The following is a 25,122-nucleotide window of genomic DNA, read 5'->3' on the forward strand; positions in this document are numbered from 1 at the left end:
ACCGGATATGAGCGAGGGCAAGGGCGCGGCTGTCCTGATCGATGTGCTGCCGCAGCACCGGTTCGATGAGGCCACATTGCAAACCTATCTGTCGGCCCATCTGGACGGGTTCCAGGGGCCGGCGACGGTGCAGCAGTTTCAGGGCGGGCAGTCCAACCCCACCTTCCTGATCAGCGATGCGGCGGGCGCGCGGTACGTGCTGCGCAAGAAGCCGCCGGGCAAGCTGCTGCCCAGCGCGCACATGGTGGAGAGGGAATTCCGCGCCATGCGGGCACTGTCCGGCAGTGCAGCACCCGTGCCCAATGCCCGCCTGCTGTGCGAGGATGCGGGTATCATCGGCACGCCCTTTTATGTGATGGACCATATTGACGGGCGCGTCCTGTCGGATGTGGCGCTGGACGGGTTCAGCAATGGCGATCGGGCCACCATCTATGACGGCATGAATGCCACGCTGGCGGCCTTGCACAGCGTCGACTGGCGGGCAGCGGGCCTGTCCGATTTCGGCAAGCCGGAACAGTACATCCAGCGGCAGGTCGAACGCTGGTCGAAGCAGTTCGTGGCGACCAAGGGCGACAGCGACATTCCCGCCATGGAAAGGCTGATGGACTGGCTGCCGCGTGCCGTGCCGGCGGGGGAAGAGGTCACCATCGTCCATGGTGATTTCCGCCTGGGCAACCTGATGCTGCACAAGACGGAACCGCGCGTCGTCGCCATCCTGGACTGGGAACTGGCGACCCTGGGCCACCCCCTGCCCGATCTGGCCTATAATTGCATGGCCTATCACCTGCCGGCGGGCATCAGGCAGTTTCCGGGGCTGAAAGGCATCGATCTGGCCGGGACGGGCATCCCATCCGAGGCGGATTATGTCGCCGCGTACTGTCAGCGTACCGGACGGGACGGCATTCCCGACTGGCCCTATTATCTGGCCTTCGCCTTCTTCCGCATCGCCGCCATCTGCCAGGGCGTCTATGCCCGCGCGCTGGCCGGCAATGCCGCCGACCGCAGGGCATTGGCCTATGGCGAGGTGGCCCGGGCGGCGGCGGAGACGGGCTGGCGGTTCGTGTCGGACAAGACGTGACGCCCCCGGAGCGTGGTTAACGGAACTGCTGATTTCAATTGAAATCGGCATGATATTGCGTCCTCATGATTGGGTTATTGCCGATCATGAGGACGATCTTGGCGCAATCAAAGGCCCTGCTGCTCAACCGTCGCGACGTGATGGTGGGGGCAGCTGCCACCGCCATGCTGCTGCCCACGCTGTCCCGAACGTCGATGGCGGCGGACACGCTGGTCGACGATGCCAGCCACATGAACCAGACGCCGGTCTTTTCCCACTGGGTCACCAAACCGCCGGACCAGTCCATCCTGATCGATCGGCTGCGCGGCGAGTTGAAGGAGGCGAAGGCAGCGGGCCGGCCAGTGGCCGTGGCGGGTGCCCGCCACTCGATGGGCGGGCAGTCAATCCCCAAGGATGGCCACGCCATCCAGCTGAATATCCCTGATCTGGAAATCGACCGCGCAGGCAAACGCTATCACGTGGGCGCCGGCGCGCGGTGGGATCAGGTGGTAGCGGCCCTGGACCCGGCGGGCCTGTCGCCGCTGATCATGCAGTCCAATGATGATTTCGCGGTGGGCAGCACCCTGTGTGTCAATGCCCATGGCTGGCCCATTCCGCATGGGCCGTTCGGCGACAGTGTCCGGTCTTTCCGGCTGATGCTGGCCGATGGGGAGATCGTCACCTGTTCGCCAGCGGAGAATACCGAGCTGTTCCAGGCCGCCATCGGCGGCTACGGTCTGCTGGGCATCGTTCTGGATCTGGAACTGGACGCGGCGGAAAACACCCTGCTGGAAGCCCAGGCGCAGTTGATGCCGTCCGAGCAGTTCGGCATGGCCCTTCAGGCCGCCGCCCGCGCCGGCGGCAAGGTTGAAATGGCTTATGGCCGCCTGTCCCTATCGCGGGAGAATTTCCTGCGGGAGGCGCTGCTGGTCACCTATGGCCGAAAGCCGGGGGCCGGAACCCCGCCACCGGCAACTGCGGGCGGGTTCATCAGCAATGTTTCCCGCCATGTTTTCCGTGCCCAGATCGGGTCCGATTTCTGGAAGCGGCAGCGCTGGACCATTGAACGCCGTTTCAAGCCCGGCGCCGACACGCGCAACACCCTCCTGAACGAACCGGTTTCCAGCCTGGGACCGGCGGGCCAGGGGCGCACGGACATCCTGCATGAATATTTCGTGCCGCCGGCGCGGTTCGCCGACTTCATGGCCGCCTGCCGCCGGCATATTCCAGGTTCCGGTCAGGACCTTCTGAATGTCACGCTGCGCTATCTGGCCCCGGATCGGCGCAGCGTGATGGCCTATGCGCCCGAAGAACGCGTGGCCGCCGTCATGCTGTTTTCCCAGACGCGCGACGCACAGGGGGATGCCGCCATGGCCCGCATGACCCGCGCCCTGATCGACGAGGTCCTGGCCATCGGCGGCTGCTACTACCTGCCCTACCGGCTGCACGCCACGGCGGAGCAGATGCGCAGGGCCTATCCGGAGCTGGATCGGTTCCTGACCCTGAAGCGGCAGCATGACCCCGGCTTGCTGTTCCGTAATCGCATGTGGGACCATTATCTCGCCGCCACCTGACGCAGGGATGCACACAGCATGGATGTGAACCGGATCGGCTGTATCGCCTATTTCGTGATCCTCGGCATTGTCACCAGCCTGAACTATATTCCCGGCCTGACCGATGCGGAGGGACGGACCTTCGGCATCTTCGCGCTGGATATCTATGACGACGCGTTGCACGGCGCATCGGCCCTGTGGGCTGGCGTGTCGGCCCTGAATGCGCGGGCGGCGCGGTTCTACATGCGGACCTTCGGCGCGCTTTACCTCAGCGACGGGCTGATGGGCCTGATCTTCGGCGTCGGGTACCTGGATCTGGCCATCATCACGCTGGGGCCGCAGGACATGCCCCTGCTGTTCAAGTTCCTGGCCAACCTGCCGCATATCGCGCTGGGCGCCATCGCCCTGTTCCTGGGCCTGCGCCGGCAGGTGGCGTGATGCGCCGGCGCTGGAAATATGCCCTGGCCACTGCTGGCATCCTGGTAGGCGGGCTGGCGCTGGCCATCGGCGGGCCCATCCTTTACGTGGAAAAGGCCTGCCGGGCGGATACGGCGCCAGCACCCGCCACCCCGTCACGGCTGGCAGCCCTGGGCTATGACGCCGAGGTGCGACCGGCGCTGGACACCTACCTCTCCTACCCGGAATGGTACATCGTCCATGCCTATGAGGATTTCGCCCATACGCTGGCCGTCGGCGATGAAAGCGCCTTCGCCTATGGGCGCAGCGTCGCCGCCTACTGGTCCACGCTGTGCCACCTGAACCGGTTCAGCAGCGCCAAGGGCGAGGCGACGTTCAACGTGAAGGCGATGCTCTACACGATCGGCCACAGCTTCGCGTTGGAAATGGGGGCCAAGGCCGCCTACGAGAATACGCTGGGCGCCCTGTCGGAATGGATACGAGGACCGGAAAAGACCGAACAGGATCGGCTTTCTGCGGAATTGGCAGCCGACTATGTCGGCTTCCTCTATCTGAAGCCCTGGTACATGTATGACTTCACGGCCTGGGCGGACAAGCTTTCGGCCCTGCCGACCGATGCTCCCCCCTCCTCCTTGCGCAGTTGGGAACGCAAGATCGGCATCGGCCTGGAACTGCGTGCCAAGGCGGCCTATGCCGGCATGATCGGGGCCGCCGCCGCGGCGGGGGGAGAAGTGCCGCGCACCACCCTGTCGATCATCCGCTTCACGACCAGTGACCTGCCGCCAGCAACGACGCTGGAGAAGGACCTGGGTGACGGCGAACTGCTGGTCCGCACCGCGCGGTACCGACCCCTGACCGACATCATGCGCCAGATCGCGCTGGCCGGCGGCGATGCGGTGGAGATCGCGGGCAATGACAAGGGCCTGGCGACCCTGATCGTTCCCGCCGACTATCCCGACGCGAAGCTGCCTGGCACCGTCATCTTCACCATCCCCATCGCGGCCCGGCCGACCATGAAGCGGATCGGCCTTGACATGGCGGTCAGTGATCTGGGGCCGCTGTTCCGGCAGTTGCAGGCGGACGGCGCGGCGGTCGAGCATTTTTATGATTACTGACAGGCGGCAACAGGCGGTCTGGGCCGGCATCGCCGTGCTGCTCCCTGCCGCCTGGGTCGCCGTGCTGGGTCTGCTGACCCTGGCGCTGGAGCCGGGCCGGCAACTGGTACTGATCGGCGATCCACGGTCGAACATGGATATCGCCATTAGGGCCGGCGGATTGCTGGTCGATATCGGGACGAACACGGTCACGGTCATGTCCAGCGACCCGGACTTCGTACCCGCCCTGTACCGCGCCGGTGCGCCGCTGGTGCTGCTGCGCCCGAACCCCGCCGGATGTGTGTCGCCGACGCTGCTGAAACGGTTCAGCAAGGATTGATGCCGTAAAATCGCGATAATCGGTTTTCGGCCCTTGTGCGTGACCATCCGTAATGCTACACACTGTAGCACTATGAACGATAGCACTACACAAGATCACAATCCGTCGGACCTGGGCGATCTTGAGAGAGAGATCATGGACCTTGTCTGGCGGCGGGGGCCCGTCAACGCCGATGCGGTGCGAGAGATGCTCAGCCGCCCGTTGAAGGAGTCCACGGTCCGCACCGTCCTGAAGCGTCTGGAGGAGAAAGGATATCTCACCCATGACGTGGAGGGCCGGACCTTCATCTATCGCGCTGCCGAGGGACGCGACCGCGTCGCGGCACGCGCCGTGAAACGCATCGTCGACTGGTTCTGCGGCGGATCGGCGGAAGATGTCGTGGTCGGCATGGTCGAAACCGACATGCTGTCGCCCGAACAGCTTCAGGCCCTGGCCGAGAAGATCGAAAAAGCGCGAAAGAAGGGGGCGTGATGCTGCCGCTGCTGCTGGAGGCCGCCTTACGGTCGGCCGTCCTGATGGGGTTGGCCTGGGGCGTGCTTCGGCTGCTGCGGGTCACCAACCCGTTCACGCAGATGGCCGTCTGGGTCGGGGTCTTGGGCTTTTCACTGGTCATGCCGGTCCTGATGCGGCTGGCCCCGGCGGATACGCTGGTGGTGCCGATGGATGGCATCCGGCTGTGGCTGCGGCCCGCCGTCGCGCTGATGGGGACAGCGCCGGCGGCGGCGGCAGAAGCGGTGCCTGTCGAGGTCGACCGGTTTGCCTGGGTGGACTGGCGTGCCCTGGGATTTACGCTCTACCTGACCGTGACAGGTGCCATGCTGCTGCGTCTGGCGGCGGGGACCCTGGTCAGCCTGCGGCTGCGCAACAGCGCGATGGTGCTGTCCGCCGCCTGGACGGGAGGCCGCGATGTGCGGATTTCCGACAAGATCACGGTGCCGCTGACCATCGCCGGGACCATCCTGCTGCCGCCCGATCACGGCCGCTGGACGGATGCCAAACGCCGGGCCGTCCTGGCGCACGAAACCTCGCATGTTGAACGGGGTGATTACTACACGCTGCTTCTCGCCACTGCGCACCGGGCGGTCTTCTGGTTCAGCCCGGCCGCATGGTGGCTCAATAATCATCTCGCTGAGCTTGCCGAGGCCAACAGCGATACCGACGCTCTTGAACAGATGGAGGATCGCTTGAATTACGCAGAAATCCTGGTGGAGATGGCCGCCAAGGCAAGCCGCCTGCCCGCCGGTCTGGCCATGGCCCGGCCCGCCACCGTTGCCGCCCGCGTCGACCGTATCCTGCAAGGCGGCACCCTGCCGCTGCGCATGAATGCCCGGCGCTGGGCCCTGATCCTGGCGCTGCTGGCCCCTGCCGCCGTCGCCACCGCCGGCACGACGGGCATGGACAAGGTCGATCCCCTGGTGGCCGAGCGCATGGCCGAACAGCAGAAGCCGCGCAAAGCCATCGCCATGGACCCGGCGGCGTATGACAAGTTCGTGGGCTATTACGAGATGCCCTTCGCCAAGGCCCGGCCCGTCAAGGTCTATCGCGACGGCACCCGCCTCATGGCAAACGTCATCGGCCAGAACCCGATGGAGTTCCTGCCCGAAAGCCCGACCAAGTTCTTCTCCAAGGATATGCCCATGCAGGGCAGCTTCCAGGTCGATGCGGCGGGCAAGGTGACGGGTGTGGTGCTGCACCAGAACGGCCATGAACTGCCGGCCCCGCGCATCGATGATGCCACCGGCAAGGCCCTGGAAACGGCGCTGGCCGACCGGGTCAAGGCCAACAAGCCCCTGCCCGGCAGCGAGGCCGCCCTGCGCGCCCATATCGCCCAGATCAAGGCCGGCAAGATCGACCGTGACAGCATCATCGCCGACCGCGCCGATGGCGTGATCGCGGTCCTGCCCAAGATCCAGAAGGAGATGCTGCCGCTGGGTGAATTGAAAGGGCTGGAATTCCGGCGCGTGGATGAGGGCGGCATGGACGTCTATCGCGCCACCTATGAAAAGGGCGTCCGCGACTGGTGGGTCCTGGTTACGCCTGACGGAAAGCTTGACAGCATGTGGTTCGGCCCAGCCGCTTGACCCTCGATCCCCATCGACGTGAAACGGCTGCACCTTGGGCGCCCCTGAAACGGGGCGCCCCTTTTTTCGTTGCGGTTCAATGGCCTTGCCCTTTGGGGCGTGATCCTGGCACCCTGACGGCAAAGCTCAGGGGGAAACAATGACCGCAGCCAAGCGTATCGGTATCCTGACCAGCGGCGGCGACTGCGCCGGACTGAACGCCGTCATCCGCGCCGCCGTCCACCGCGCCGCCCATTATGGATGGGAAGTGGTGGGGATCGAGGATGGGACCCAGGGCCTGCTGGCCCGGCCTGTGCGTTATGTGAACCTGGATGTGAACCGTGTCGACGGGGCCATGATGCGCCAGGGCGGCACCATCCTGGGCACCACCAACAAGGGCGATCCCTTTGCCTATCCCATGGCGGACGGGTCCAAGAAGGATCGCAGCCACGAGATCATCGGGGGCTTGCGCGAACTGGGCGTGGACAGTTTGATCGGCATCGGCGGTGACGGGTCCATGGCGATCCTGCGCAAGCTGGCCCATATCGGCGGCATCAGGCTGATCGGCATTCCCAAGACCATCGACAATGACCTGGGCATCACCGAAATGTCGGTCGGGTTCGACACGGCGGTGGCCGTCGCGACAGAGGCGCTGGACCGGTTGCAGCCCACCGCCGCCAGCCATGACCGGGTCATGGTGCTGGAGGTGATGGGCCGCGACGCCGGGCATATCGCCCTATCGGCGGGCATTGCCGGCGGGGCCGACGTGATCCTGCTGCCGGAACTGCCCTGGTCGGTGGCGGGCGTGGCCGACAAGATCAGGCGGGTACAGGCCGGTGGCCGCAACTTTGCCCTCGTCGTCGTGTCGGAAGCCGTGAAGACCATGGAGGGCGTGAAAGCCCAGCAGGAATTCACCGACGGGCAGAAGCGCTATGGCGGCATCGGCAATTATATCGGCCATCTGATCGCCGAAGCGACGGGGGCGGAAACCCGCGTCACCGTGCTGGGCCATGTGCAGCGCGGCTGCCCGCCGGGCCATAATGACCGCGTCCTGGCATCGGCCTTTGGCGTCGCCGCCGTCGACCTGCTGGCCGAGGGCAAGAGCGACCGCCTGATCGCCTGGTCCAACCGCCGCGTCATCGACATCCCCATCGAGGATGCCATCGCCACCTATGCGGCGGTGGATATCAACGGGACGCTGGTGAAGACGGCGCGCGGATTGGGGATTTATGTGGGGGATGCGTAGCGCGGATTAGGCGCAGCCGTAATCCGCGGGCAACGTTGACGGGATTTCCGCGGATTACGCTGACGCTAATCCGCGCTACGAGGACAGCGTATGCCATCCGATCTCTGGTCCTTCTCCCTCACGCTCTACACCGCGCCCGGTGTCGCTGACGCCTGCCTCACCGCGCAGGACAGTCATGGGTCCGATGTCAATCTGCTGCTCTGGGCCGTGTGGCTGGCAAGCCAAGGGCATGATCTGACGGCGGCGGAGGTGGCGGAGGCGGAGGCCGCCACGAGGCCCTGGCGGGAAGAGGTGGTGTGGCCGTTGCGGGCCGTGCGGCGACGGTTGAAAACCGGTCCCCTGCCCGCCCCCGATACCAATACGGAGTCGCTGCGGACGCAGGTGAAGACAGCGGAACTGGCGGCGGAAAAGGTGCAGCAATCGCTGCTGCAAACCCTGCCCGCACGCCGCCGCACGGGTGGACCTGTTGCCGATCTGCTGCGCGCCAACCTGTCGCTGTTGCCCGGCGGCGACGTTCTGGCCGCTGTAACAATCCCGTTACATGCCGACCTTCGCGATGGCCCGGACGCAGTGTTAGGGTCGCCCCCATAAACAGACCGCCCGAGAAAGGCGGCAGCGCAACACATATCGTCGAACAGACGGGGGACCCCACATGGCAAGCAAGGGCTTGTTGCTGACCGTATCGCTGGTGGCCGTGGCCGCCATCGGTGCCGGCAGCTATTTCACGCTGAAAAGCAATCAGCAGGCGAAGGAAGCGGCAGAGGCCGCCAAGTTGAAGCTGGTCCTCGATCAAGAGGTCAGCCCCTGCGATGATTTCTTCCTCCATGCCTGCGGGCCGTGGATCAAGGCCAACCCGATCCCGGCCGACCGGTCGCGCTGGGGCACCTTTGACGAGTTGCAGCAGCGTAACCAGAACCTGCTGCATGACATCCTGGAAAAGGCCGCCAAGGGCAATGAGGCGGGCACCGCCAAGATCGGCGCCTTCTATGCCGCGTGCATGGACGAGGCCGCCGCCGATGCCGCCGGTGTGGCGCCTGTGAAGCCGCTGCTGGACCAGATTGCCGCCGTGAAGGACAAGGCCGCCTTGGGCGCCCTGATCGCCACCTTGCACAATGCCGGCGTCAATGCGCTGTTTGGCTTCGGCGCGCAGCAGAGCTTCGCCAAGGCCGAGGACACCATCGCCGCCTTCGACCAGGGCGGCCTGGGCCTGCCCGACCGTGACTATTACTTCAAGGACGACGAGCGCTCCACCAAGCTGCGCGACGCCTATGTGAAGCATGTGGCGGCCATTTTCGTGCTGGCCGGCGATGCCACCGACGTGGCGGACAAGAAGGCCGCCGCCGTCATGGCGTTTGAGACCAAGCTGGCCACCGCCACCATGGGCAAGGTGGACCGCCGCGATACCGCAAAGCTGAACAATCCCACCAGCTTCGACGCCTTCACCGGCAGCGCAAAGGCTGTGGATTTCGCCTCATATGTCCGCGAGGTGGGCGCGCCCGCCTTCACCGACATGAATGTCAACGATCCGGGCTTCTTCGCCGGCCTGGACAAGGCCCTGGCCGATACCAGCCTGGACGATATCAAGACCTACCTCGCCTGGCAGTCGCTGCGCGCCACGGCACCCTGGCTGTCCAAGGGCTTCGTGGATGAGAATTTCGGCTTCTATGGCAAGACCCTGTCGGGTGCCGCCGAGAACCGCCCGCGCTGGAAGCGCTGCACCACGGCCGCCGACGGCGCCCTGGGCGAGGATCTGGGCAAGCATTTCGTGGAAACCGCGTTCGGGCCGGAGCATAAGGCCCGCATGCTGGTCATGCTGGATGATCTGCGCGCGGCCTATGCCGAGGATATCAAGCAGTTGGACTGGATGAGCGAGGAGACCAAGGCCAAGGCCCTGGAGAAGCTGTCCACCATGGCGCAGAAGATCGGCTATCCGGAAAAGTGGCGCGACTATGCGGCGCTGGAGGTCAAGAAGGACGAGTTGATCGGCAACCAGTTCCGGTCGGCCAAGTTCGAGAACGCCTATCAGATGGCCAAGATCGGCAAGAAGGTGGACAAGAACGAGTGGTTCATGACCCCGCCGACGGTGAATGCCTATTACGATCCCAGCCAGAACAACATCAACTTCCCCGCCGGCATCCTTCAGCCGCCCTTCTTTGACTTCAAGGCGGATGACGGCTTGAACTATGGCGCCATCGGGGCCGTGATCGGCCATGAGATGACGCACGGGTTCGATGATGAGGGCCGCGCCTTCGACGCCGTCGGCAATCTGAAAGATTGGTGGACGGAAGAGGATGGGCACAAGTTCGAGGCCAAGGCCCAGTGCCTGGTGGACCAGTATGGTTCCTATCAGGTGGCGGGGGACACCAACCAGAATGGCAAGCTGACGCTCGGCGAAAACACCGCCGATAATGGCGGGTTGCGTCTGGCGCTGATGGCGTTGAAGAACCGCAAGGGCGGGGAAGCAGCGCTGGCCGCGAAGGACGCCAATGGCGTGACGGCGGAACAGAAGCTGTTCTATGGCTGGGCCAGCGTCTGGTGCTCCTCCTCCAAGCCGGAGAATGAGCGGCTGCGCGCCCAGACCGACCCGCATTCGGCCCCGCGCCACCGCGTGAACGGCACCGTCGCCAACATGCCGGAATTCGCCAAGGCCTTTAACTGCAAGCCGACGGACAAGATGGTCCGGGGTGAGAAGGCGTGTAAGGTCTGGTGATGGATTGGGGGGTGAGGTTGCCCTCACCCTCCTGAACACTTGCGCGTTCGGGAGCCGTCGCAACCCTCACCCTCCCAAACGCTGATGCGTTCGGGCCCCTCCCTCTCCCGCAAGCGGGCGAGGGGCGTAAAACTCTCCCCTCGCCCACGAACGTGGGAGAGGGAGGGGCCCGTTGGCGCCAGCCAATGGGAGGGTGAGGGAACAACGTCATGACCGAAACGAAAGGGGTGGCCCATGCGGCCACCCCTTTTTTCATGGCGCAACCATTGCGCAACACGCATTTACGCAGGCGTTACAAAGCGATGTCGGAACCCGACCGGCGCCCGTGATAATTTCACAGGCATAAGCAACAGGCCCCAAAAGGGCCGCATCCTGCACATAGATCAAAAACAAGGGTTGAGATGATGAAACGGATCGGGATGGGCGCCAGCAGCCTGCTGGCGTTGGGATTGTCGTTCATGCTGTCGGGCACCGCCATGGCCGAAGCGCCCACGCAGGTGGCCCAGGCGGCCCCCGCCGCGGCCAAGGCCGGCAAGCCGCCGGCACCGGGCCTGCCGGTGCTGGATGACGCGGTATCGCCTTGCGACAATTTCTTCCTGCATGCCTGTGGCGTGTGGAAACGTGAGAACCCGATCCCGGACGATCAGGCGCGCTGGGGCAATTTCAACGCGCTGGCCGACAAGAACCTGACCCTGCTGCGCGATATCCTGGATCAGGCTGTTGCCAAGCCCGATCCGAAGACCGCGCGCATTGCCGATTTCTATGCGTCCTGCATGGATGAGGCCGGCGTGGATGCCAAGGGGCTGGCCCCGCTGTCGCCCCTGCTGGACCGGATCAACGGCCTGACGGACAAGAAGGACCTGGGCGCTGTCGTCGGCTATCTGCATGATCAGGGCGTGAACACGCTGTTCGGCTTTGGCCGCATGCAGAAATTCAGCGACGCGGTGCAGACCATCGCGGCGGCGGGCCAGGGTGGATTGGGCCTGCCCGACCGCGATTTCTATTTCAAGGATGACGCCAAATCCAAGGAACAGCGCGCCGCCTATGTCACGCATGTCGCGAAGATGTTCGAACTGTCGGGCACGCCGGCGGACGCCGCCAAGGCCAAGGCCGATGCCGTGATGGCGTTCGAAACGGCGCTGGCCGAGGCGTCGATGACCCGCCTGGAACGCCGCGACCCGCAGAAGCAGAACAACCCGACCGTCCTGGCCGATTTCGCCAAGAGCGTTCCGGCCATCGACTGGACCGCGTACATATCCGCCATCGGCGCGCCGGCCTTTACCGAGATGAATGTCGGCCAGCCGAAATTCTTCGAGGCGATGAATGCCAAGCTGACCCAGGCCAGCCTGGATGACATCAAGGCCTATCTGACCTGGCATGTGCTGCGCGCCAATGCGCAATGGCTGCCCAAGGCGTTCAGCGAGGAAGCGTTCAATTTCTATGGCCGCACCCTGAACGGCACCAAGGAACAGCGCCCGCGCTGGAAGCGCTGCGTGGCCGCCACGGATAATGCCCTGGGCGAGGATCTGGGCAAGTATTTCGTGGAGAAGGCGTTCGGGCCGGAACACAAGAAGCGCATGCTGACCATGGTCGGCGATGTGCAGGCCGCCCTGAAGGACCGGATCAGCAATCTGGAATGGATGGGGGCCGAAACCAAGGCCAAGGCGCATGAAAAGCTGGCCAACATGCCCAACAAGATCGGCTATCCCGACAATTGGCGCGATTATTCGGCGCTGACCGTCGTGAAGGGCGACCTTCTGGGCAATGTCACCCGCGCCGACAGCTTTGAACAGCGCCGGCAATTGTCGCGCATCGGCAAGCCGCGCGACAGTTCGGAATGGGGCATGACGCCGCCGACGGTGAATGCCTATTACTCGCCGCAGCAGAACAATATCAACTTCCCCGCCGGCATTTTGCAGCCGCCCTTCTTCGACTTCACGGCGGATGACGCCTATAATTACGGCGCCATCGGCGGGGTGATCGGGCATGAGATCATCCATGGCTTTGACGACCAGGGCCGCAAATTTGCCGGCGATGGCAATCTGGCCGATTGGTGGACCGAGGATGATGCCAAGCGCTTTACCGAGCGTGCGCAGTGCCTGATCGATCAATATTCCGGCTTCCAGGCTGTGGAGGGCGTGAACCTGAACGGCAAGCAGACGCTGGGCGAGAACACCGCCGACAATGGCGGCCTGCCGGTCGCGCTGGACGCGCTGAAGCGCCGGCTGGGTGAGAAGGGCATGAAGAAGAAGATCGGCGGTTTGAGCGCCGAACAGCGCTTCTTCTATGGCTGGGCCAATGTCTGGTGCGCGCAGGAACGGCCGGAATTCCGCCGGTTGCAGGCCCAGACGGGCGTGCATTCCCTGCCCGAATACCGCGTGAACGGCACCTTGTCGAACATGCCGGAATTCGCCAAGGCCTTTAACTGCCAGCCCACGGACAAGATGGTCCGCGGCGACAAGGCCTGCAAGGTCTGGTAACGGCCCCTGTTCCTCTGTCACCATGGGGCCGGTCCTGGCAAGGGACCGGCCCCTTTTTCATTCCCCTCCCCGCGCTGGACCCGATCCGATGCCGCCTGCCGATATCCGTCTTTCCACCCATGCCGACATTGCCGCCATCCACCGCGTCTGGCGGGCGTCGGTGGATGCCACGCATGGGTTTGTCGCGGCGGCGGATATCGCGTTCTATGAGCATCTGCTGACCACGCTGTACCTGCCGCACAAGCCGCAATGGCTGGCCCTATCGCCGGCAGGAGAGGTGCAGGGCTTCATCGGGCTGGAAGGGCCGAAGATCGAGGCACTGTTCGTGCATCCCAATTGGCACCGGCATGGGGTGGGCCGGCGGCTGATCGCCCATGCGGTGGCGCTGAACGGGCGGCTGATGGTGGATGTGAACGCGCAGAATCCGGGGGCCGTGGAATTCTATGCGGCGCTGGGTTTCATGGAGATCGGACACTCCCCCGTCGATCAGGCTGGAAAACCCTATCCGCTCATCCATATGGCAAGGGTGTGAAACGGAGAAAGCGATGACAGAGACATTTCCCGTCACCCGCAGCGAGGAGGAATGGCGCCGCATCCTGACGCCCGATCAATATCGGGTGATGCGGGCGCATGGGACGGAACGGCCCGGTTCCTGCGGCCTGCTGCGGGAAAAGCGGCCTGGGCGGTTCTGCTGTGCCGGCTGCGGCCAAGCTTTGTTCCAGTCGGGGGACAAGTTTGAAAGCGGCACCGGCTGGCCCAGCTTCAACGACCCGCTGCCGGGATCGGTCGGCTCTACCGTCGACCGGTCGCACGGCATGGTGCGGGTGGAGGTGCATTGCAGCCAGTGCGGTTCCCACCTGGGCCATGTGTTCCCGGATGGGCCGCCGCCCACCTATCAGCGCTATTGCATCAACGGCGTGGCGTTGGATTTCGTGGCGGATTGAGTTTTTCCGCCGCTTCGCGGATCAGGTCGGCGGCGTCGATCAAGCCCCGGTCGCGGGCCGCCTGTTCGGCACTGATGCCGTCCTTGTTGACGGCGTGGGGATTGGCACCATGGGCCAGAAGGAAGTCGGCCATGATGGCCGCTTCCTCCTCCCCCTCCGGCAGGGCGAACAGGGGCAGGATGGCGAATTTGGGGTGCGGGGCGTTGACCAGATCCGGTTCGGCGGCGAACAGTTCCGCCAGCCGGTCCTGCATGCCCAGATAGACAAGTTCAGACACCTCGCGGCTGCGCGGGGCCAGGAAGGCAGCGATATCGCGGCGGTCAAAATGGGCGGCAAAACCCATGGAACCGCCGCCATAATCCGTGGCCGTCGGCCGGTCGATATCCGCCCCCCGCGTCACCAGCAGCCTGACCACATCCAGTGAGCCGCCCATAACGGCATATTGGATGGCCCGCTGTTCCCCCTTGTCACCAAGATCGACCGGCATGCCCAGGTCCAGCAGCAGTTCCACAACATCCACCCGCCCCTGCCGTGCCGCGTTGTGAAGGGGGGCCGGGTCCTGAAGGACCGGTGGATGCGCCAGGGACAGGGTGCGGGCCTGATCCCGGTCCAGGGCCATGACCGCCGCTTGGAATGCCATGGCCGGTGAAAGATCGGGTTGCGGCGCGCCGTGCCGGGCCAACAGGTCGGCCATGGCGCGGTGACCATAGACCAATGCCTCCACCATCAGCGAACGGCCCGAATAGGCATGGATGCCACCGGCATCCGCGCCATGGTCCAGCAGCCATGAGGCCCGGCGCAGGTGATTGTACGCCACGGCATTGCCCAGCAGATAATCGATCACCGGCAGCGGGAAGCGGCCCCCGATCCGGGGCTTCTCCAACCGTTCCAGCCAGGCCGGCGTCAGACCGCGCGCTGCGCAGGCGGACCAGATGACATCCAACCACTCCACCTCGTCCCGGCAGATCGAGCTGTTGTAGAGCGCCTGGGCGTCGAACGGGTCGGCGCCGCGTTCCACCAGCAGGGCCGCCAGCGCACGGGCGTCGGGATGCGGGGGCCGGTCGCCCTCCCCCTGCCCGATCAAGCCGGTCACCACGGTAAAGGCATTGCCCCAGCCATCGTCGAAACGGGCATCGGGGTTGGCACCATGGTCCAGCAGCAGGCGCGCCATTTCCACCCCCGCCCCGCCCGGCAGCCGCGCATAGGCAAGGTAGAGCAGCGGTTCCCAGTTCAGCGGCCCCGCCCTGCGGTTCACCAGTTCCGGGTCGCCGGCCAGCCGCCGCGCCACGGCATCAACGCGCCCGCGCAGCATATCCATCAGAAAATCGCCTGCCCCCGCATCGGGCCAGCGCGCCAGGATACGGGCCGCCGCCGCCCGGTCGCCCCCGTCCCAGGCGGCACGCAGGATGGTATCCACCAGGGATGCCTGCGATTGCCGGGCGAACGCCAGATCGGCCACGGCCTGTTTCAGGGCGGTCCAGCCCGGCAAACCATATTCGCGGGCCAGGGCGAACTGCACATCACGCAGGCCCGGATCGGACGGGGCCTGGGGCGTTATGGCGGTCAGGCAGGCGCGGGCGGCGGCATCGCCGGCGCGGATGGCCTTCAGCCGGCGCTTGGCCTCACGGCGCAAAATGTCGAGACTGGTTGCTGGGGTCAGCTTGCGGGACATGGTTCTTCCTTCCCATGACGCCCTTGTCCGCTGAAACGGGCGGGAGGAAGCGGATCGACAGCGCGAACCACTTTCACATGGGTGGAAGCTTGCTTCCTTGCCGCGGACAGGAGGCGCCCCAGCGCGCACTGCCGATACCATCGTCAAACAGGCGGGCGCCGTCAAGATTGACGGCGCCCTTGCCCATTCTCACTTCGTCCGCAGCACGCCGCTGATCGGTTCCGGCAGGACGTCAACCCACTGCCCATAGGTCGGGTTGGGGATGACGATCCAGCGGGTGTTCCACAGATCCTCATGCTCCGCCGCGATGCGGGCGCGGGCGGCGCTGTCATCCTTGCGGGTCACGCTCATCATGTCGCTGAACTGATCACCGAAGGACATGACGATGCGGTGGGTCTTGATGACCTCCTGCCGGCGCGGGGCCTTATCGCTGGGCCAGCCATTCTGGCCCTTCAGCATCAAATCTTCCGGCGCCACCGGCCCCAGGCCGACAGCGTTCAGGTTGGCCAGCGTGTCGGCATGCTGCGGGCAGGGATCGCCGGGGTTGGCGGCGCGGGGACGGCATTCGCGGTTGGTGATATAGACCACGCGCACCTTGTTGCGGCGCAGTTCCTTCACGAAATCGACGGCACCGGCCATGGGCGTGGCGGCCCGTTCGCCAACCCACTGATCCCACTGGCCCAGATCGAAATTGCGGGTGCCGGACAGGATGGCGCGGGCCTGATGCGGGCTGTTATCCAGCACCGTCTCATCCACGTCGAAAATCGCGGCGGGCGGCTTGCCCTTGCCGCCATCGGTCTGTTCCAGGGCCGACGATCCCGGCTTCTTCAAAGCCGCCGACAGGCGGATGGCAGCCAGGGCGTAGGCCTGCTTCGACAGGCGGCGCAGTTCTTCGGCCTGCTGCATGTACAGCGTGGCCAGCAGGCGCGGATCATCCTCCGGCCCCGGCTTGGCCACCACGGGCGCCGGTGGCGGCGCGACCGCGACGGGCGGCGGCGGGGCCTTGTCGTCGCGCGCGGCGATATTGACGGAACAGGCGGACAGGGCGACGGCGGATGCCGCCAGCAGCAGGACGCGGATGGATCGCATGTTCATTGCACTTTTATGACGGTCGATTGATGACCGACAATGCCGTGCCGTTTCCGGCCTGTCCAGCACCCTGGGTCAAATCGCCTTGCTGTGCCGCCCGCCCTCGGGGTCCAGATGCCGGTCGAACAGGGCCGCCACGGACCGTACCAACGGTCGTGCCGCATCCGGAACGATCAGCCGCGTGCCCTGCAGATGGGCCACCCCGTCACCGGCCAGATCGGCCAGGGCGCGGGCGTCGGGCATGATGGCCGCCTGCGTTGTGTCGAAGGCAGCCGCCACCTTGGCCAGATCGACATCGAAACGACACATCAGCGCCTCGATTACGGTGGCCCGCAGCTTGTCATCCAGGCTCATCCGGTAACCACGCGCGGTCGCCAGACCATCGGCCTCAATGGCCTTCAGATAGGCCGGCAGGGCCAGGATATTGGCGACATAACCCTGCGGCAGCTTCCCGATGGCCGACGCACCGAAGGCCAGCAGCATATCGGACTCATCCGTCGTATAGCCCTGGAAATTCCGGCGCAGCGTGCCCTGTTCGGCAGCGATGGCAATGGCATCGTCGGGGCGGGCGAAATGGTCCATGCCGATCCGGACATAGCCCAGCGCCATGACCGCCATCTCCATGGCCCGCAATTGCGCCACGCGTTCATCGGCATCGGGTAACGTTCCGGGATCGATACGGCCCTGATGGGCCTTGAAACCCGGCATGTGGGCATAGCCGAAGATGGACAGGCGGTCGGGGTTCAGACTGACCGCCTGCCGCACCGTTTCCACACACGACGCAACGGTCTGGCGTGGCAGGCCATAGATCAGGTCCAGGTTGATGCCCTGAATGCCGGCGGAGCGCAGGCTGCTGACCGCATTCTCCGTCATGCCGAACGGCTGGATGCGGTTGATGGCGGCCTGCACGTCGGGATCGAAGCTTTGCACACCCAGCGACGCGCGGGTCACACCGACATCGGCCAGCGCCTCCACCATGTCGGCGCTCAACGTGCGGGGATCGATCTCGATGGCGATTTCCGCGTCAGGGACAATGCGGAAGCGGGTGCGCAACTCTGCCATCAAGGCCCGGAACCCCTGCACCGGCAGCAAGGTCGGCGTGCCGCCGCCGAAATGCACATGCCGTACGACGGGACCGTCAGGCAGCAGGGCCGCGACACTGCGCAGTTCCGTCGACAGGGCCGCCAAATAGGACCAGATCGGGTCCTCATGTCGCACGACCGTGGTGTGACAGCCGCAATACCAGCACATGGATTTGCAGAAGGGCAGATGCAGGTAAAGCGACAGGGACGAACCGGGGTCCGTCTCCCGCAGCCATCCCCGATAGGTATCCGCCGTCACGGCATCGGTGAAATGCGGGGAAGCCGGGTAGGAGGTGTAACGGGGCACGCGCTGGTGACGGTATTTGGCGACAAGGTCGGGACGCATGACGGAACCTCTGGTGCGGCTTCGGTCGGATCGCGGATGGGCCGAACATTGCGCCCGCCGCACCGATGACGCTTTGATCCATCGCAAATGCGGCCATCACGCGCGGCATGACGGCCTTGCGCAGAAAGCCGGCTTTTGCCACACAGGGTGCCATGCCTGATCTTTCACACGAACTTCGCCTGGGCCATGGCCCGGATTTCCTGGTCTGCGGTGTGGACGAGGCGGGGCGCGGCCCGCTCGCCGGTCCCGTCGTGGCCGGTGCCGTCCTGCTGCCCCATGAGGCCATCCCCGACTGGTGTGCGGGCATCAATGACAGCAAACAGGTGAAGCAGGCACAGCGGGAGGCGATGTTCGAACGCATCATCGCCAATGCCCCGTTCGGCGTCGGCATCGCGTCGGTGGAGGAAATCGACGCGGTGAACATTTTACAGGCCACTTTCCTGGCCATGGCCCGCGCCATGGACGAACTGGCCGCGAAAACCGGTCGCATGCCCTCTCTGGCCCTGGTGGATGGAAACCGCCCGCCCAAGCTTCGTTGCCAAGTGGAAACACTGGTCGAAGGCGATGCGCTGTCCCTGTCCATTGCGGCCGCGTCCATCGTCGCCAAGGTGACGCGGGACAAGATCATGGGGCAGTTGGCGCTTGAACACCCCGGATATGGTTGGGAACGCAATCAGGGCTATGGCACCGCTGCCCATCGCGCCGCCATCAAAAGCCTAGGCGTGACGCCCCATCACCGGCGTACTTTTGCACCAGTTTCCGAACAACTCGCTCTAACTCTCTGACTCTTCTGACTCTTCCAAAATTTTTCTGTTGACGGCGACTCGGGGCCGAATCATTGTCGGCGAAATTCTTTCCCCGAGTCGGCGGCCAAAATCATGAATGATAAACTTGCGACCAACCGGATTCTTGTCGGTGATTGCGTTCAGCTGATGCGGGATATGCCCGCCGGTTCGGTCGATGTGGTCTTCGCCGATCCGCCCTATAATCTGCAATTGAACGGCGACCTGATGCGCCCCAACCATACCCGCGTCGACGGGGTGGACGAGGACTGGGACCGTTTCCAGGATTTCCAAACCTATGACCGCTTCACCCGCGACTGGCTGGATGCGGCGCGCCACACGCTGAAGGATGACGGCACCCTGTGGGTGATCGGCTCCTACCACAATATCTTCCGCGTCGGCGCCATCCTGCAGGACCTGGGCTACTGGGTGCTGAACGACATCATCTGGCGCAAGTCGAACCCGATGCCCAATTTCAAAGGCCGCCGGTTCGCCAATGCCCATGAAACCCTGATCTGGGCGTCCAAGTCCAAGGACAGCAAGTATTACTTCGCCTATGAGGCGATGAAGGCGCTGAACGAGGATTTGCAGATGCGGTCCGACTGGACCCTGCCGCTCTGCACGGGTGGGGAGCGGTTGCGCGACGAGACGGGCCAGAAGGCGCACCCGACGCAGAAGCCGGAAAGCCTGCTGTTCCGCGTGCTGATGTCCTCCACCAAGGTGGGTGATACCGTGCTGGACCCATTCTTCGGCACCGGCACCACCGGTGCCGTGGCCAAGCGCCTGCGCCGTAAATGGATCGGCATCGAGCGCGAGCATGAATATGCCCGCCTGGCCAATGACCGCATCGCCCAGGTCGAAGAGGTGGCGGAGCCTGAACTACTGGAGGTCACCAACAAGCGCAGCCAGCCGCGCGTGCCGTTCGGCAACCTGATCGAGCGCGGCTTCCTGAAGCCTGGCACCATGCTGTTCGACAATCGCCGCCGCCATATCGCCAAGGTCCGCGCCGACGGCACCCTGGTGGCGCAGAACCATCTGGGCGAACATAAGGGTTCCATCCATCAGGTGGGTGCCGCCATGCAGGGCCTGCCGGCCTGCAATGGCTGGACCTTCTGGCACTTCCAGCGCGAGGGCGCCCTGGCACCCATCGATGTGCTGCGCCAGCAGGTGATCAGCGAGAAGCACTGATTTGCTTCCGGGGCGGGCTGACCGCCCTCCCCCGCTATTTCATCCAGTTATAGTTGCCATTCCACCCCCGCCGGCCCACGCCGGCGGGGGTTTTTGCGTCTGACGCATACCTGCATCGCCATGTGATGCAAATCACGCATGCCAAGCCAGGACAGGCGTAAATCGTTCGCCAGCGGACATCCCGGCCCCGATCCTTGTCCATTTCCGGACAGTCGCCGCCCCGATGTTGTCGCAATCCAAACCACTTATCGCCAAATTCACCACTTTCTAACCATCATAACCTCTCGACCGTCCTTGTATTTTCCAGAATGCGCCAAAAACCCACTTGGCACGCCCCTTGCTGATACAGGGTCATCGAGAGACACGAACCTACGGAGATGAAAATGACCGACCTGACGAACAAGATCGAAGCCGCCGACGAGAACATGCTGAGCAGCTTCCTGGCCTCCCTGCCGGCGGTTTCCGACCTGATCGAAGCCACGACGGCGCTGGCCATTGGCGGCCTGCTGACGCTGGCCCTGCACACGATGCTCTGATCCGCCGCCCCGCACACATTCCTGAAAGAAAGAGAAAACCATGTCTGCCTATATCAACGCCGCCGCCCATGACGCCAACGACGTTCTGTCCGGTTTCCGCGCTTCCCTGCCCACGCTGAACCATGCTGTCGAAGCTGTCGCCATCATCGCCGTCGCCGGCTTCATGGCTGTCCTGCTGAACGCCCTGTTCTGATCCCCCCAACACTCCTGAAGGAGAATTCCCCCATGTCCGCCATGATCAACGCCGCCGCCCATGATGCCGATGAAGTCCTGTCCGGCTTCGGTTCCTTTCTGAAGGATGGTGTCAGCGCATTCGAAGCCGCCACGGTCCTGTCCGCCGCCGCCTTCCTGACCGCGATGCTGAACGCCCTGCTGTGATCCCCTCCCTCCCCCCTGCATTCAGCGGACGGGGGGAAGGGAGTGGCCGGGATGGCCCGGCCCGATGGAACCGCTGACCGCCGCATCGCCGGCGCCGGGGCAGCCCCAAGGCGCCCACCAACCAAAGCCCCCATCCTGCGCGACGCCGATTACGGCCCCTCCGCGCAGCCGCACAGCCCGCCCGTCCGGCGGGCTTTTTGCGTTTCAGGAATGTTGAGACGCGCACACGTAACGGGCCTGCATCGACATCCGTAAAGCGGGAAGCGGCTGACCGCCCCCCAGCGTCCACAGGCGGACAGTGGCACCATTATCGTTGTTCATTTTCGGACAACCCAGGCCCATATCCGGTCGCAATTTCGACCACTTATCGCCTTCTACGCCATTTTGTGGGCTGAACCGCGGCAATCACCCGCAGGTATTTTCCAGAATGCAGCCAAAAGGCACTTGGCACACCCTTTGCTAATACAGGGTTATCGAAAGACACGAACAGATGGAGATGAAAATGACGAACCTGATGAACCAGATCGACGCCGCCGACGACAGCATCCTGAGCAGCCTGTTCGCCTCTCTGCCCACGGCTGCCGATCTGATCGAAGCGGCGACGGCACTGGCCATCGGCGGTCTGCTGACCCTGGCCCTGCACACGATGCTCTGATCCGCAGCCACGCGAAACACCACCGGAATTACGGAGAAACCCCATGTCCGCCTATATCAACGCCGCCGCCCATGACGCCGATGAAGTCCTGTCCGGCTTGCGCAGCTTCATCAAGGATGGCGCCAGCGCCTTTGAGATTGCCACGGTCCTGTCGGTTGCCCTGTTCCTGGCCGCCACGTTCAACGCGCTGGTGTGATATCCATCTCCGCGCCTGCCGGCATGGGCAGGAAGCTGGTCGGGATATGACCCGACACCTCGCGCGGGATGCGCAGAATGGCCACGGTGCCGCGCCCAGGCACACTGTCGATGACGATATTGCCGTTCAAACGCTGTGTAACCTGATTGAACGCGACATGCAGACCCAGACCCATGCTGCCCGATGCGCGGCGGGTCGTGAAGAACGGGTCGAAAACCTTTGGCAGGATATCGGGCGGAATGCCGGCCCCATGATCCTGCACCGCAATTTCCACCACCATTGAATCAAGCCGCCGCGCCTGCACCAGGATGCGGCCCGGACGGTCGGGCGCATAGGCATGGTCGGCGACATTGGTCACCAGATTGGTCAGCACCTGCGCCAGCGCGCCGGGATAGGTGTCCATCTGTACCGAGGCGACATCCAGTTCCAGCCGATTGCCATTGCCGGTGACCCGCGCCCGGACCAGGGACATGATCTCGGTCAGGTAATCATCCAGTTCAAAGATGCGGCGTTCGTCACTGCCATGGTCAACCGCGACCCCCTTGAAGGTGCGGATCATGTCGGCAGCGCGGACCACGTTGCGCTGGGCCAGGATCGCCAGATCCTGCCCATTGTCCAGCGTTTCGGTCAGGACCGCACGGGTCAGGCTGCCCCGCTTGATCAGGTCGCGCAGATGACGGACGCTATCATTCAGCTGTGACACAGCCGAAAGCGTGACACCCAGCGGCGTGTTCACCTCATGCGCCACACCGGCGACAAGCTGGCCCAGGGCCGCCATCTTTTCCTGCTGCACCAGGCGCTGCAACGCCTCCCGCGTTTCGGCCACGGCGCGGTCCAGTTGCTGATACGCCTCCGCATTGGCCATGGCGATGGCGCCATAGGCGCAGATGGTGCGGAAAATCAGCAATTCGCGGGGGCCATAGGCATCGGGCTTGTCGCTCTGCACCGACACCACCCCCAGCACCCGGTCCCCCAGAGTCAGGGGGCGGAACAGGACCGTGCGCATATGGCGGGTGCCGGGCACGGAGTTGGGGTTGTTTCGCTCCCCCCAGGCCACCAGGATTTCCTCGCTGTCGCGCACGCAGCGCGCGGACAGATTGTCGGATGCCAGCGGCACCTGACGCGACGGCAGGCGCCTGCCATCCTCCATCCGGTACCGGATGTCGATCACCTCGTTGGCCTCGTCCTTCAGGCCCACGAACAAGGTACTGGTGGGCATCAGGTCGTGCAGATGGCGCGACAATGTTGTGAAAACGGACTCGCTGTCCAGCCGCGCCGTGATCTCCTGTCCGATGACACCCAGGCGGGCCAGCGTCTGGTTGGCACGGTCAAGTTCGGTGGCGCGGGCCGCCTCCGCCTCTGCCAGACGGCGCTGGTTCTCCGCCTCGGCCTTGGCCTGTGCGGTATCGAACCGGATCTGCATGGCCTGAATCCGATCGGCATTCTGCCGGTCGAAATTGCGCTGCCAGTTCTCGCGGGCCCGCCGCTCATAGGACAGCGCCTTGCGGAAATCTCCCACCGCCTCATAGTCGCTGGCCAGTTCGGTATAGATCTCGGCCCGGATCAGCAGCCCGCTGAGGCTTTCGCCCAGCGCGATGGCCTCTTCCATGGTCGCGATGACGGCCTGCATGTCCGGCGTCGCGGCGGCACGCCGGACGGCGGCACGCACACAGATCGCCTCGATCTCATAATAGGGGTTCTTCTGGTCGGCCGCCTGCTGCCGGACATGGTCGGCCATCGCGGCGGCCGCTTCCAGCTGACCTGACTGCAACAGGGCGGTGGCGACCCCCACCCCATGGGGCAGCTCCAGATCGGGATGTCCCAGTTGCCGCGCGATGGCCAGCCCCTTTTCGAACCAGGACAACGCCTCTTCCGGGGCCTTCATCTCAAGGCACAGACCGCCCAGGGCATTGTAACTGATCACATGCCGCCGGATGCTGCGCAGCGGCCCCAGATAAACCAGGGCATCCTGAAACAGGCGGCGCGCACGCTCATGCTGGCCCAGACCTGTGGTCGTTTCCGCCATGGACGCCAGGGAATTTCCGATCACCTCCGGCCAGCCCGTGGGGGCGGCAAGGCTGTAGGCCTTTTCCTTCCAATCCAGCGCCGTGGACAGGTCGTAAAGATTGGCGAAGGCCGAACCGGTCATCATGGCCAGATGCACGGAAAGCCAGACAGCCCCCGCCGCGCCGGCATTTTCAAACCCGGCCTGCCAGATGCGGATGGCGGCGGGAAAATCACCCCGCAAAAAGGCGACCCCGCCACGGAACGCCGCCATATAGGCCAGCACGCCCGGATGCGCCGGCAGCAGTTCCTCCTGCAACACATCCAGCCATTGCCGGGCGGCATCATCAAGGTCTTCATATTGCCGCTGATAGGCCAGCCGGCATTTGACGGCGGCAAGCCGCAGATGATCATCCGCCGCTTCGTAAAAGCCGATCGCGGCGTTGAATTCCTTATGGGCCTGCGCATTCGCGCCGGACATCAGATGGATTTCAGCCCGGATAAAGGCGCTGTCGCCCCGACCGCGCTGATCCCCGAAGGCCGCAAAACACTTGTCCGCCTCATTGACGGCGCCCATCGCCTCGTCAAAGCGGGCCAACAGGCGCAGACATTCAGATTTGGTCAGCAGCAGCCGACCGTCATAGGGCTCTGGCGTGGGGCCGGGACGTGGGGGCACCGACAAGAGCAGTTCCTGGGACCGCAAAGGGTCCCGCTGCCGCAGATACCAGGCAAGGACGACAACATCCAGCCAGCCGGCGCCTGCCTCACCCGCACGCAGTTCTGCCGCAGCCACGTCGCTGGGCAAGCCAAAAAAATCAATCTGCATGCCGGAAACAAAGTCGCGCACAGATCAGGCACCCCGATATTTCACGTTCTGATCACTTCAATGCACTGGCTTTAGCAGGCGTTTCATCTGGCCCCCAACGCGCAAGATGGCGCGGGAACAGGTTTAACCCGTTCCCGCGCCTTACTCTTTTACTTCTCCGTCACGTGTTGCTCAAGCGCGTCGTGCTGCTCTGCCGCATCATGCTGCTCGGCAACGTCATGCTGTTCCGCCGCGTCATGCTGCTCGGCAACGTCGTGCTGCTCTGCCGCATCATGCTGCTCTGCCGCATCATGCTGCTCGGCAACGTCGTGCTGCTCCGCCGCATCATGCTGCTCGGCAACGTCATGCTGTTCCGTCGCGTCATGCTGCTCGGCAACGTCGTGCTGTTCCGTCGCGTCATGCTGCTCGGCAACGTCGTGCTGTTCCGTCGCGTCGTGCTGCTCGGTCACGTCGTGCTGTTCCGTCGC

25 protein-coding genes are annotated in these 25,122 nt (G+C 64.4%); 21 read left to right on the forward strand and 4 right to left on the reverse strand.

The window, feature by feature from the left end:
* Positions 1–7: 7 nt before the first annotated feature.
* From ACODSP_RS08545 to msrB, 13 genes are all read left to right on the forward strand, one after another.
* Entirely contained in the window at positions 8–1,078 is a 1,071-nt protein-coding gene (locus ACODSP_RS08545) for a phosphotransferase (protein ID WP_488965186.1), read from the forward strand.
* Between the two features lie 86 nt (positions 1,079–1,164).
* Positions 1,165–2,631, forward strand: a complete 1,467-nt coding sequence (locus ACODSP_RS08550) for an FAD-binding oxidoreductase (RefSeq protein ID WP_488965187.1) — start codon at positions 1,165–1,167, stop codon at positions 2,629–2,631.
* 18 nt (positions 2,632–2,649) lie between these two features.
* Positions 2,650–3,048, forward strand: coding sequence for a hypothetical protein (locus ACODSP_RS08555; RefSeq protein WP_444734785.1), 399 nt, complete (start codon positions 2,650–2,652; stop codon positions 3,046–3,048).
* Positions 3,048–4,142, forward strand: coding sequence for a hypothetical protein (locus ACODSP_RS08560; protein ID WP_488965188.1), 1,095 nt, complete (start codon positions 3,048–3,050; stop codon positions 4,140–4,142). The genes ACODSP_RS08555 and ACODSP_RS08560 overlap by 1 nt, the downstream gene beginning before the upstream one ends.
* Positions 4,132–4,461: a hypothetical protein gene (locus ACODSP_RS08565; protein WP_488965189.1), complete on the forward strand. Its 330-nt coding sequence runs from the start codon at positions 4,132–4,134 to the stop codon at positions 4,459–4,461. Before ACODSP_RS08560 ends, ACODSP_RS08565 begins: the two co-directional genes overlap by 11 nt.
* Positions 4,462–4,533: 72 nt before the next feature.
* Entirely contained in the window at positions 4,534–4,932 is a 399-nt protein-coding gene (locus ACODSP_RS08570) for a BlaI/MecI/CopY family transcriptional regulator (protein ID WP_054169684.1), read from the forward strand.
* A complete protein-coding gene (locus ACODSP_RS08575) occupies positions 4,932–6,542 on the forward strand; it encodes a M56 family metallopeptidase (protein ID WP_488965190.1) in 1,611 nt (536 codons plus the stop codon). Before ACODSP_RS08570 ends, ACODSP_RS08575 begins: the two co-directional genes overlap by 1 nt.
* Before the next feature lie 139 nt (positions 6,543–6,681).
* Positions 6,682–7,767: an ATP-dependent 6-phosphofructokinase gene (locus tag ACODSP_RS08580; RefSeq protein ID WP_488965191.1), complete on the forward strand. Its 1,086-nt coding sequence runs from the start codon at positions 6,682–6,684 to the stop codon at positions 7,765–7,767.
* Between the two features lie 90 nt (positions 7,768–7,857).
* A complete protein-coding gene (locus tag ACODSP_RS08585; RefSeq protein WP_488965192.1) occupies positions 7,858–8,358 on the forward strand; it encodes a TIGR02444 family protein in 501 nt (166 codons plus the stop codon).
* A gap of 61 nt (positions 8,359–8,419) precedes the next feature.
* Positions 8,420–10,477, forward strand: a complete 2,058-nt coding sequence (locus ACODSP_RS08590) for a M13 family metallopeptidase (RefSeq protein ID WP_488965193.1) — start codon at positions 8,420–8,422, stop codon at positions 10,475–10,477.
* Between the two features lie 401 nt (positions 10,478–10,878).
* Positions 10,879–12,957 carry a M13 family metallopeptidase gene (locus ACODSP_RS08595; protein WP_488965194.1) on the forward strand — a complete coding sequence of 693 codons (2,079 nt, stop codon included), beginning with the start codon at positions 10,879–10,881 and terminating at the stop codon, positions 12,955–12,957.
* Positions 12,958–13,045: 88 nt separating this feature from the next.
* The gene (locus ACODSP_RS08600) at positions 13,046–13,489 is read left to right on the forward strand and encodes an acetyltransferase (RefSeq protein WP_488965195.1); all 444 of its coding nucleotides are present in this window, start codon (positions 13,046–13,048) and stop codon (positions 13,487–13,489) included.
* Positions 13,490–13,502: 13 nt separating this feature from the next.
* Complete coding sequence (msrB, locus tag ACODSP_RS08605) at positions 13,503–13,901, forward strand: peptide-methionine (R)-S-oxide reductase MsrB (RefSeq protein ID WP_488965196.1); 399 nt, start codon at positions 13,503–13,505, stop codon at positions 13,899–13,901.
* Here the strand turns inward: msrB and ACODSP_RS08610 are convergent.
* From ACODSP_RS08610 to hemN, 3 genes are all read right to left on the reverse strand, one after another.
* A complete protein-coding gene (locus ACODSP_RS08610; RefSeq protein ID WP_488965197.1) occupies positions 13,867–15,573 on the reverse strand; it encodes an ankyrin repeat domain-containing protein in 1,707 nt (568 codons plus the stop codon). The two genes, msrB and ACODSP_RS08610, sit on opposite strands and share 35 nt — an antisense overlap.
* Before the next feature lie 189 nt (positions 15,574–15,762).
* Complete coding sequence (locus ACODSP_RS08615; RefSeq protein ID WP_488965198.1) at positions 15,763–16,668, reverse strand: 5'-nucleotidase, lipoprotein e(P4) family; 906 nt, start codon at positions 16,666–16,668, stop codon at positions 15,763–15,765.
* 69 nt (positions 16,669–16,737) lie between these two features.
* Positions 16,738–18,090: an oxygen-independent coproporphyrinogen III oxidase gene (gene hemN / locus ACODSP_RS08620; protein WP_488965199.1), complete on the reverse strand. Its 1,353-nt coding sequence runs from the start codon at positions 18,088–18,090 to the stop codon at positions 16,738–16,740.
* Positions 18,091–18,242: 152 nt separating this feature from the next.
* Here hemN and rnhB point away from each other — a divergent pair, with 152 nt between their 5' ends.
* From rnhB to ACODSP_RS08655, 7 genes are all read left to right on the forward strand, one after another.
* Entirely contained in the window at positions 18,243–18,875 is a 633-nt protein-coding gene (rnhB, locus tag ACODSP_RS08625) for a ribonuclease HII (protein WP_488965200.1), read from the forward strand.
* Positions 18,876–18,968: 93 nt separating this feature from the next.
* The gene (locus ACODSP_RS08630; RefSeq protein WP_054169695.1) at positions 18,969–20,060 is read left to right on the forward strand and encodes a site-specific DNA-methyltransferase; all 1,092 of its coding nucleotides are present in this window, start codon (positions 18,969–18,971) and stop codon (positions 20,058–20,060) included.
* A 383-nt stretch (positions 20,061–20,443) separates the two neighbouring features.
* A complete protein-coding gene (locus tag ACODSP_RS08635; protein WP_488965201.1) occupies positions 20,444–20,596 on the forward strand; it encodes a hypothetical protein in 153 nt (50 codons plus the stop codon).
* Between the two features lie 40 nt (positions 20,597–20,636).
* Positions 20,637–20,789, forward strand: coding sequence for a hypothetical protein (locus ACODSP_RS08640; RefSeq protein WP_488965202.1), 153 nt, complete (start codon positions 20,637–20,639; stop codon positions 20,787–20,789).
* A 32-nt stretch (positions 20,790–20,821) separates the two neighbouring features.
* Complete coding sequence (locus ACODSP_RS08645) at positions 20,822–20,974, forward strand: hypothetical protein (RefSeq protein WP_488965203.1); 153 nt, start codon at positions 20,822–20,824, stop codon at positions 20,972–20,974.
* Between the two features lie 502 nt (positions 20,975–21,476).
* Entirely contained in the window at positions 21,477–21,629 is a 153-nt protein-coding gene (locus tag ACODSP_RS08650) for a hypothetical protein (protein ID WP_488965204.1), read from the forward strand.
* Positions 21,630–21,672: 43 nt separating this feature from the next.
* On the forward strand, positions 21,673–21,825 hold the full coding sequence (locus ACODSP_RS08655) for a hypothetical protein (protein ID WP_488965205.1): 153 nt from the start codon (positions 21,673–21,675) through the stop codon (positions 21,823–21,825).
* On the opposite strand, the gene ACODSP_RS08660 is transcribed toward ACODSP_RS08655, so the two are convergent.
* Entirely contained in the window at positions 21,809–24,655 is a 2,847-nt protein-coding gene (locus ACODSP_RS08660; protein ID WP_488965206.1) for an ATP-binding protein, read from the reverse strand. The genes ACODSP_RS08655 and ACODSP_RS08660 overlap by 17 nt on opposite strands.
* 167 nt (positions 24,656–24,822) lie before the next feature.
* Here ACODSP_RS08660 and ACODSP_RS08665 point away from each other — a divergent pair.
* On the forward strand, positions 24,823–25,122 hold a 300-nt coding region (locus ACODSP_RS08665), incomplete at its 3' end, for a hypothetical protein (protein ID WP_488965207.1).

Source organism: Niveispirillum sp. FG156, from assembly GCF_057809555.1.

Coding starts and splice junctions, on each gene's coding strand:
- ACODSP_RS08545 (WP_488965186.1), top strand. CDS start 8: ATGAGCGAGGGCAAGGGCGCGGCTGTCCTGATCGATGTGCTGCCGCAG.
- ACODSP_RS08550 (WP_488965187.1), top strand. CDS start 1,165: ATGAGGACGATCTTGGCGCAATCAAAGGCCCTGCTGCTCAACCGTCGC.
- ACODSP_RS08555 (WP_444734785.1), top strand. CDS start 2,650: ATGGATGTGAACCGGATCGGCTGTATCGCCTATTTCGTGATCCTCGGC.
- ACODSP_RS08560 (WP_488965188.1), top strand. CDS start 3,048: ATGCGCCGGCGCTGGAAATATGCCCTGGCCACTGCTGGCATCCTGGTA.
- ACODSP_RS08565 (WP_488965189.1), top strand. CDS start 4,132: ATGATTACTGACAGGCGGCAACAGGCGGTCTGGGCCGGCATCGCCGTG.
- ACODSP_RS08570 (WP_054169684.1), top strand. CDS start 4,534: ATGAACGATAGCACTACACAAGATCACAATCCGTCGGACCTGGGCGAT.
- ACODSP_RS08575 (WP_488965190.1), top strand. CDS start 4,932: ATGCTGCCGCTGCTGCTGGAGGCCGCCTTACGGTCGGCCGTCCTGATG.
- ACODSP_RS08580 (WP_488965191.1), top strand. CDS start 6,682: ATGACCGCAGCCAAGCGTATCGGTATCCTGACCAGCGGCGGCGACTGC.
- ACODSP_RS08585 (WP_488965192.1), top strand. CDS start 7,858: ATGCCATCCGATCTCTGGTCCTTCTCCCTCACGCTCTACACCGCGCCC.
- ACODSP_RS08590 (WP_488965193.1), top strand. CDS start 8,420: ATGGCAAGCAAGGGCTTGTTGCTGACCGTATCGCTGGTGGCCGTGGCC.
- ACODSP_RS08595 (WP_488965194.1), top strand. CDS start 10,879: ATGATGAAACGGATCGGGATGGGCGCCAGCAGCCTGCTGGCGTTGGGA.
- ACODSP_RS08600 (WP_488965195.1), top strand. CDS start 13,046: ATGCCGCCTGCCGATATCCGTCTTTCCACCCATGCCGACATTGCCGCC.
- msrB (WP_488965196.1), top strand. CDS start 13,503: ATGACAGAGACATTTCCCGTCACCCGCAGCGAGGAGGAATGGCGCCGC.
- ACODSP_RS08610 (WP_488965197.1), bottom strand. CDS start 15,573: ATGTCCCGCAAGCTGACCCCAGCAACCAGTCTCGACATTTTGCGCCGT.
- ACODSP_RS08615 (WP_488965198.1), bottom strand. CDS start 16,668: ATGAACATGCGATCCATCCGCGTCCTGCTGCTGGCGGCATCCGCCGTC.
- hemN (WP_488965199.1), bottom strand. CDS start 18,090: ATGCGTCCCGACCTTGTCGCCAAATACCGTCACCAGCGCGTGCCCCGT.
- rnhB (WP_488965200.1), top strand. CDS start 18,243: ATGCCTGATCTTTCACACGAACTTCGCCTGGGCCATGGCCCGGATTTC.
- ACODSP_RS08630 (WP_054169695.1), top strand. CDS start 18,969: ATGAATGATAAACTTGCGACCAACCGGATTCTTGTCGGTGATTGCGTT.
- ACODSP_RS08635 (WP_488965201.1), top strand. CDS start 20,444: ATGACCGACCTGACGAACAAGATCGAAGCCGCCGACGAGAACATGCTG.
- ACODSP_RS08640 (WP_488965202.1), top strand. CDS start 20,637: ATGTCTGCCTATATCAACGCCGCCGCCCATGACGCCAACGACGTTCTG.
- ACODSP_RS08645 (WP_488965203.1), top strand. CDS start 20,822: ATGTCCGCCATGATCAACGCCGCCGCCCATGATGCCGATGAAGTCCTG.
- ACODSP_RS08650 (WP_488965204.1), top strand. CDS start 21,477: ATGACGAACCTGATGAACCAGATCGACGCCGCCGACGACAGCATCCTG.
- ACODSP_RS08655 (WP_488965205.1), top strand. CDS start 21,673: ATGTCCGCCTATATCAACGCCGCCGCCCATGACGCCGATGAAGTCCTG.
- ACODSP_RS08660 (WP_488965206.1), bottom strand. CDS start 24,655: ATGCAGATTGATTTTTTTGGCTTGCCCAGCGACGTGGCTGCGGCAGAA.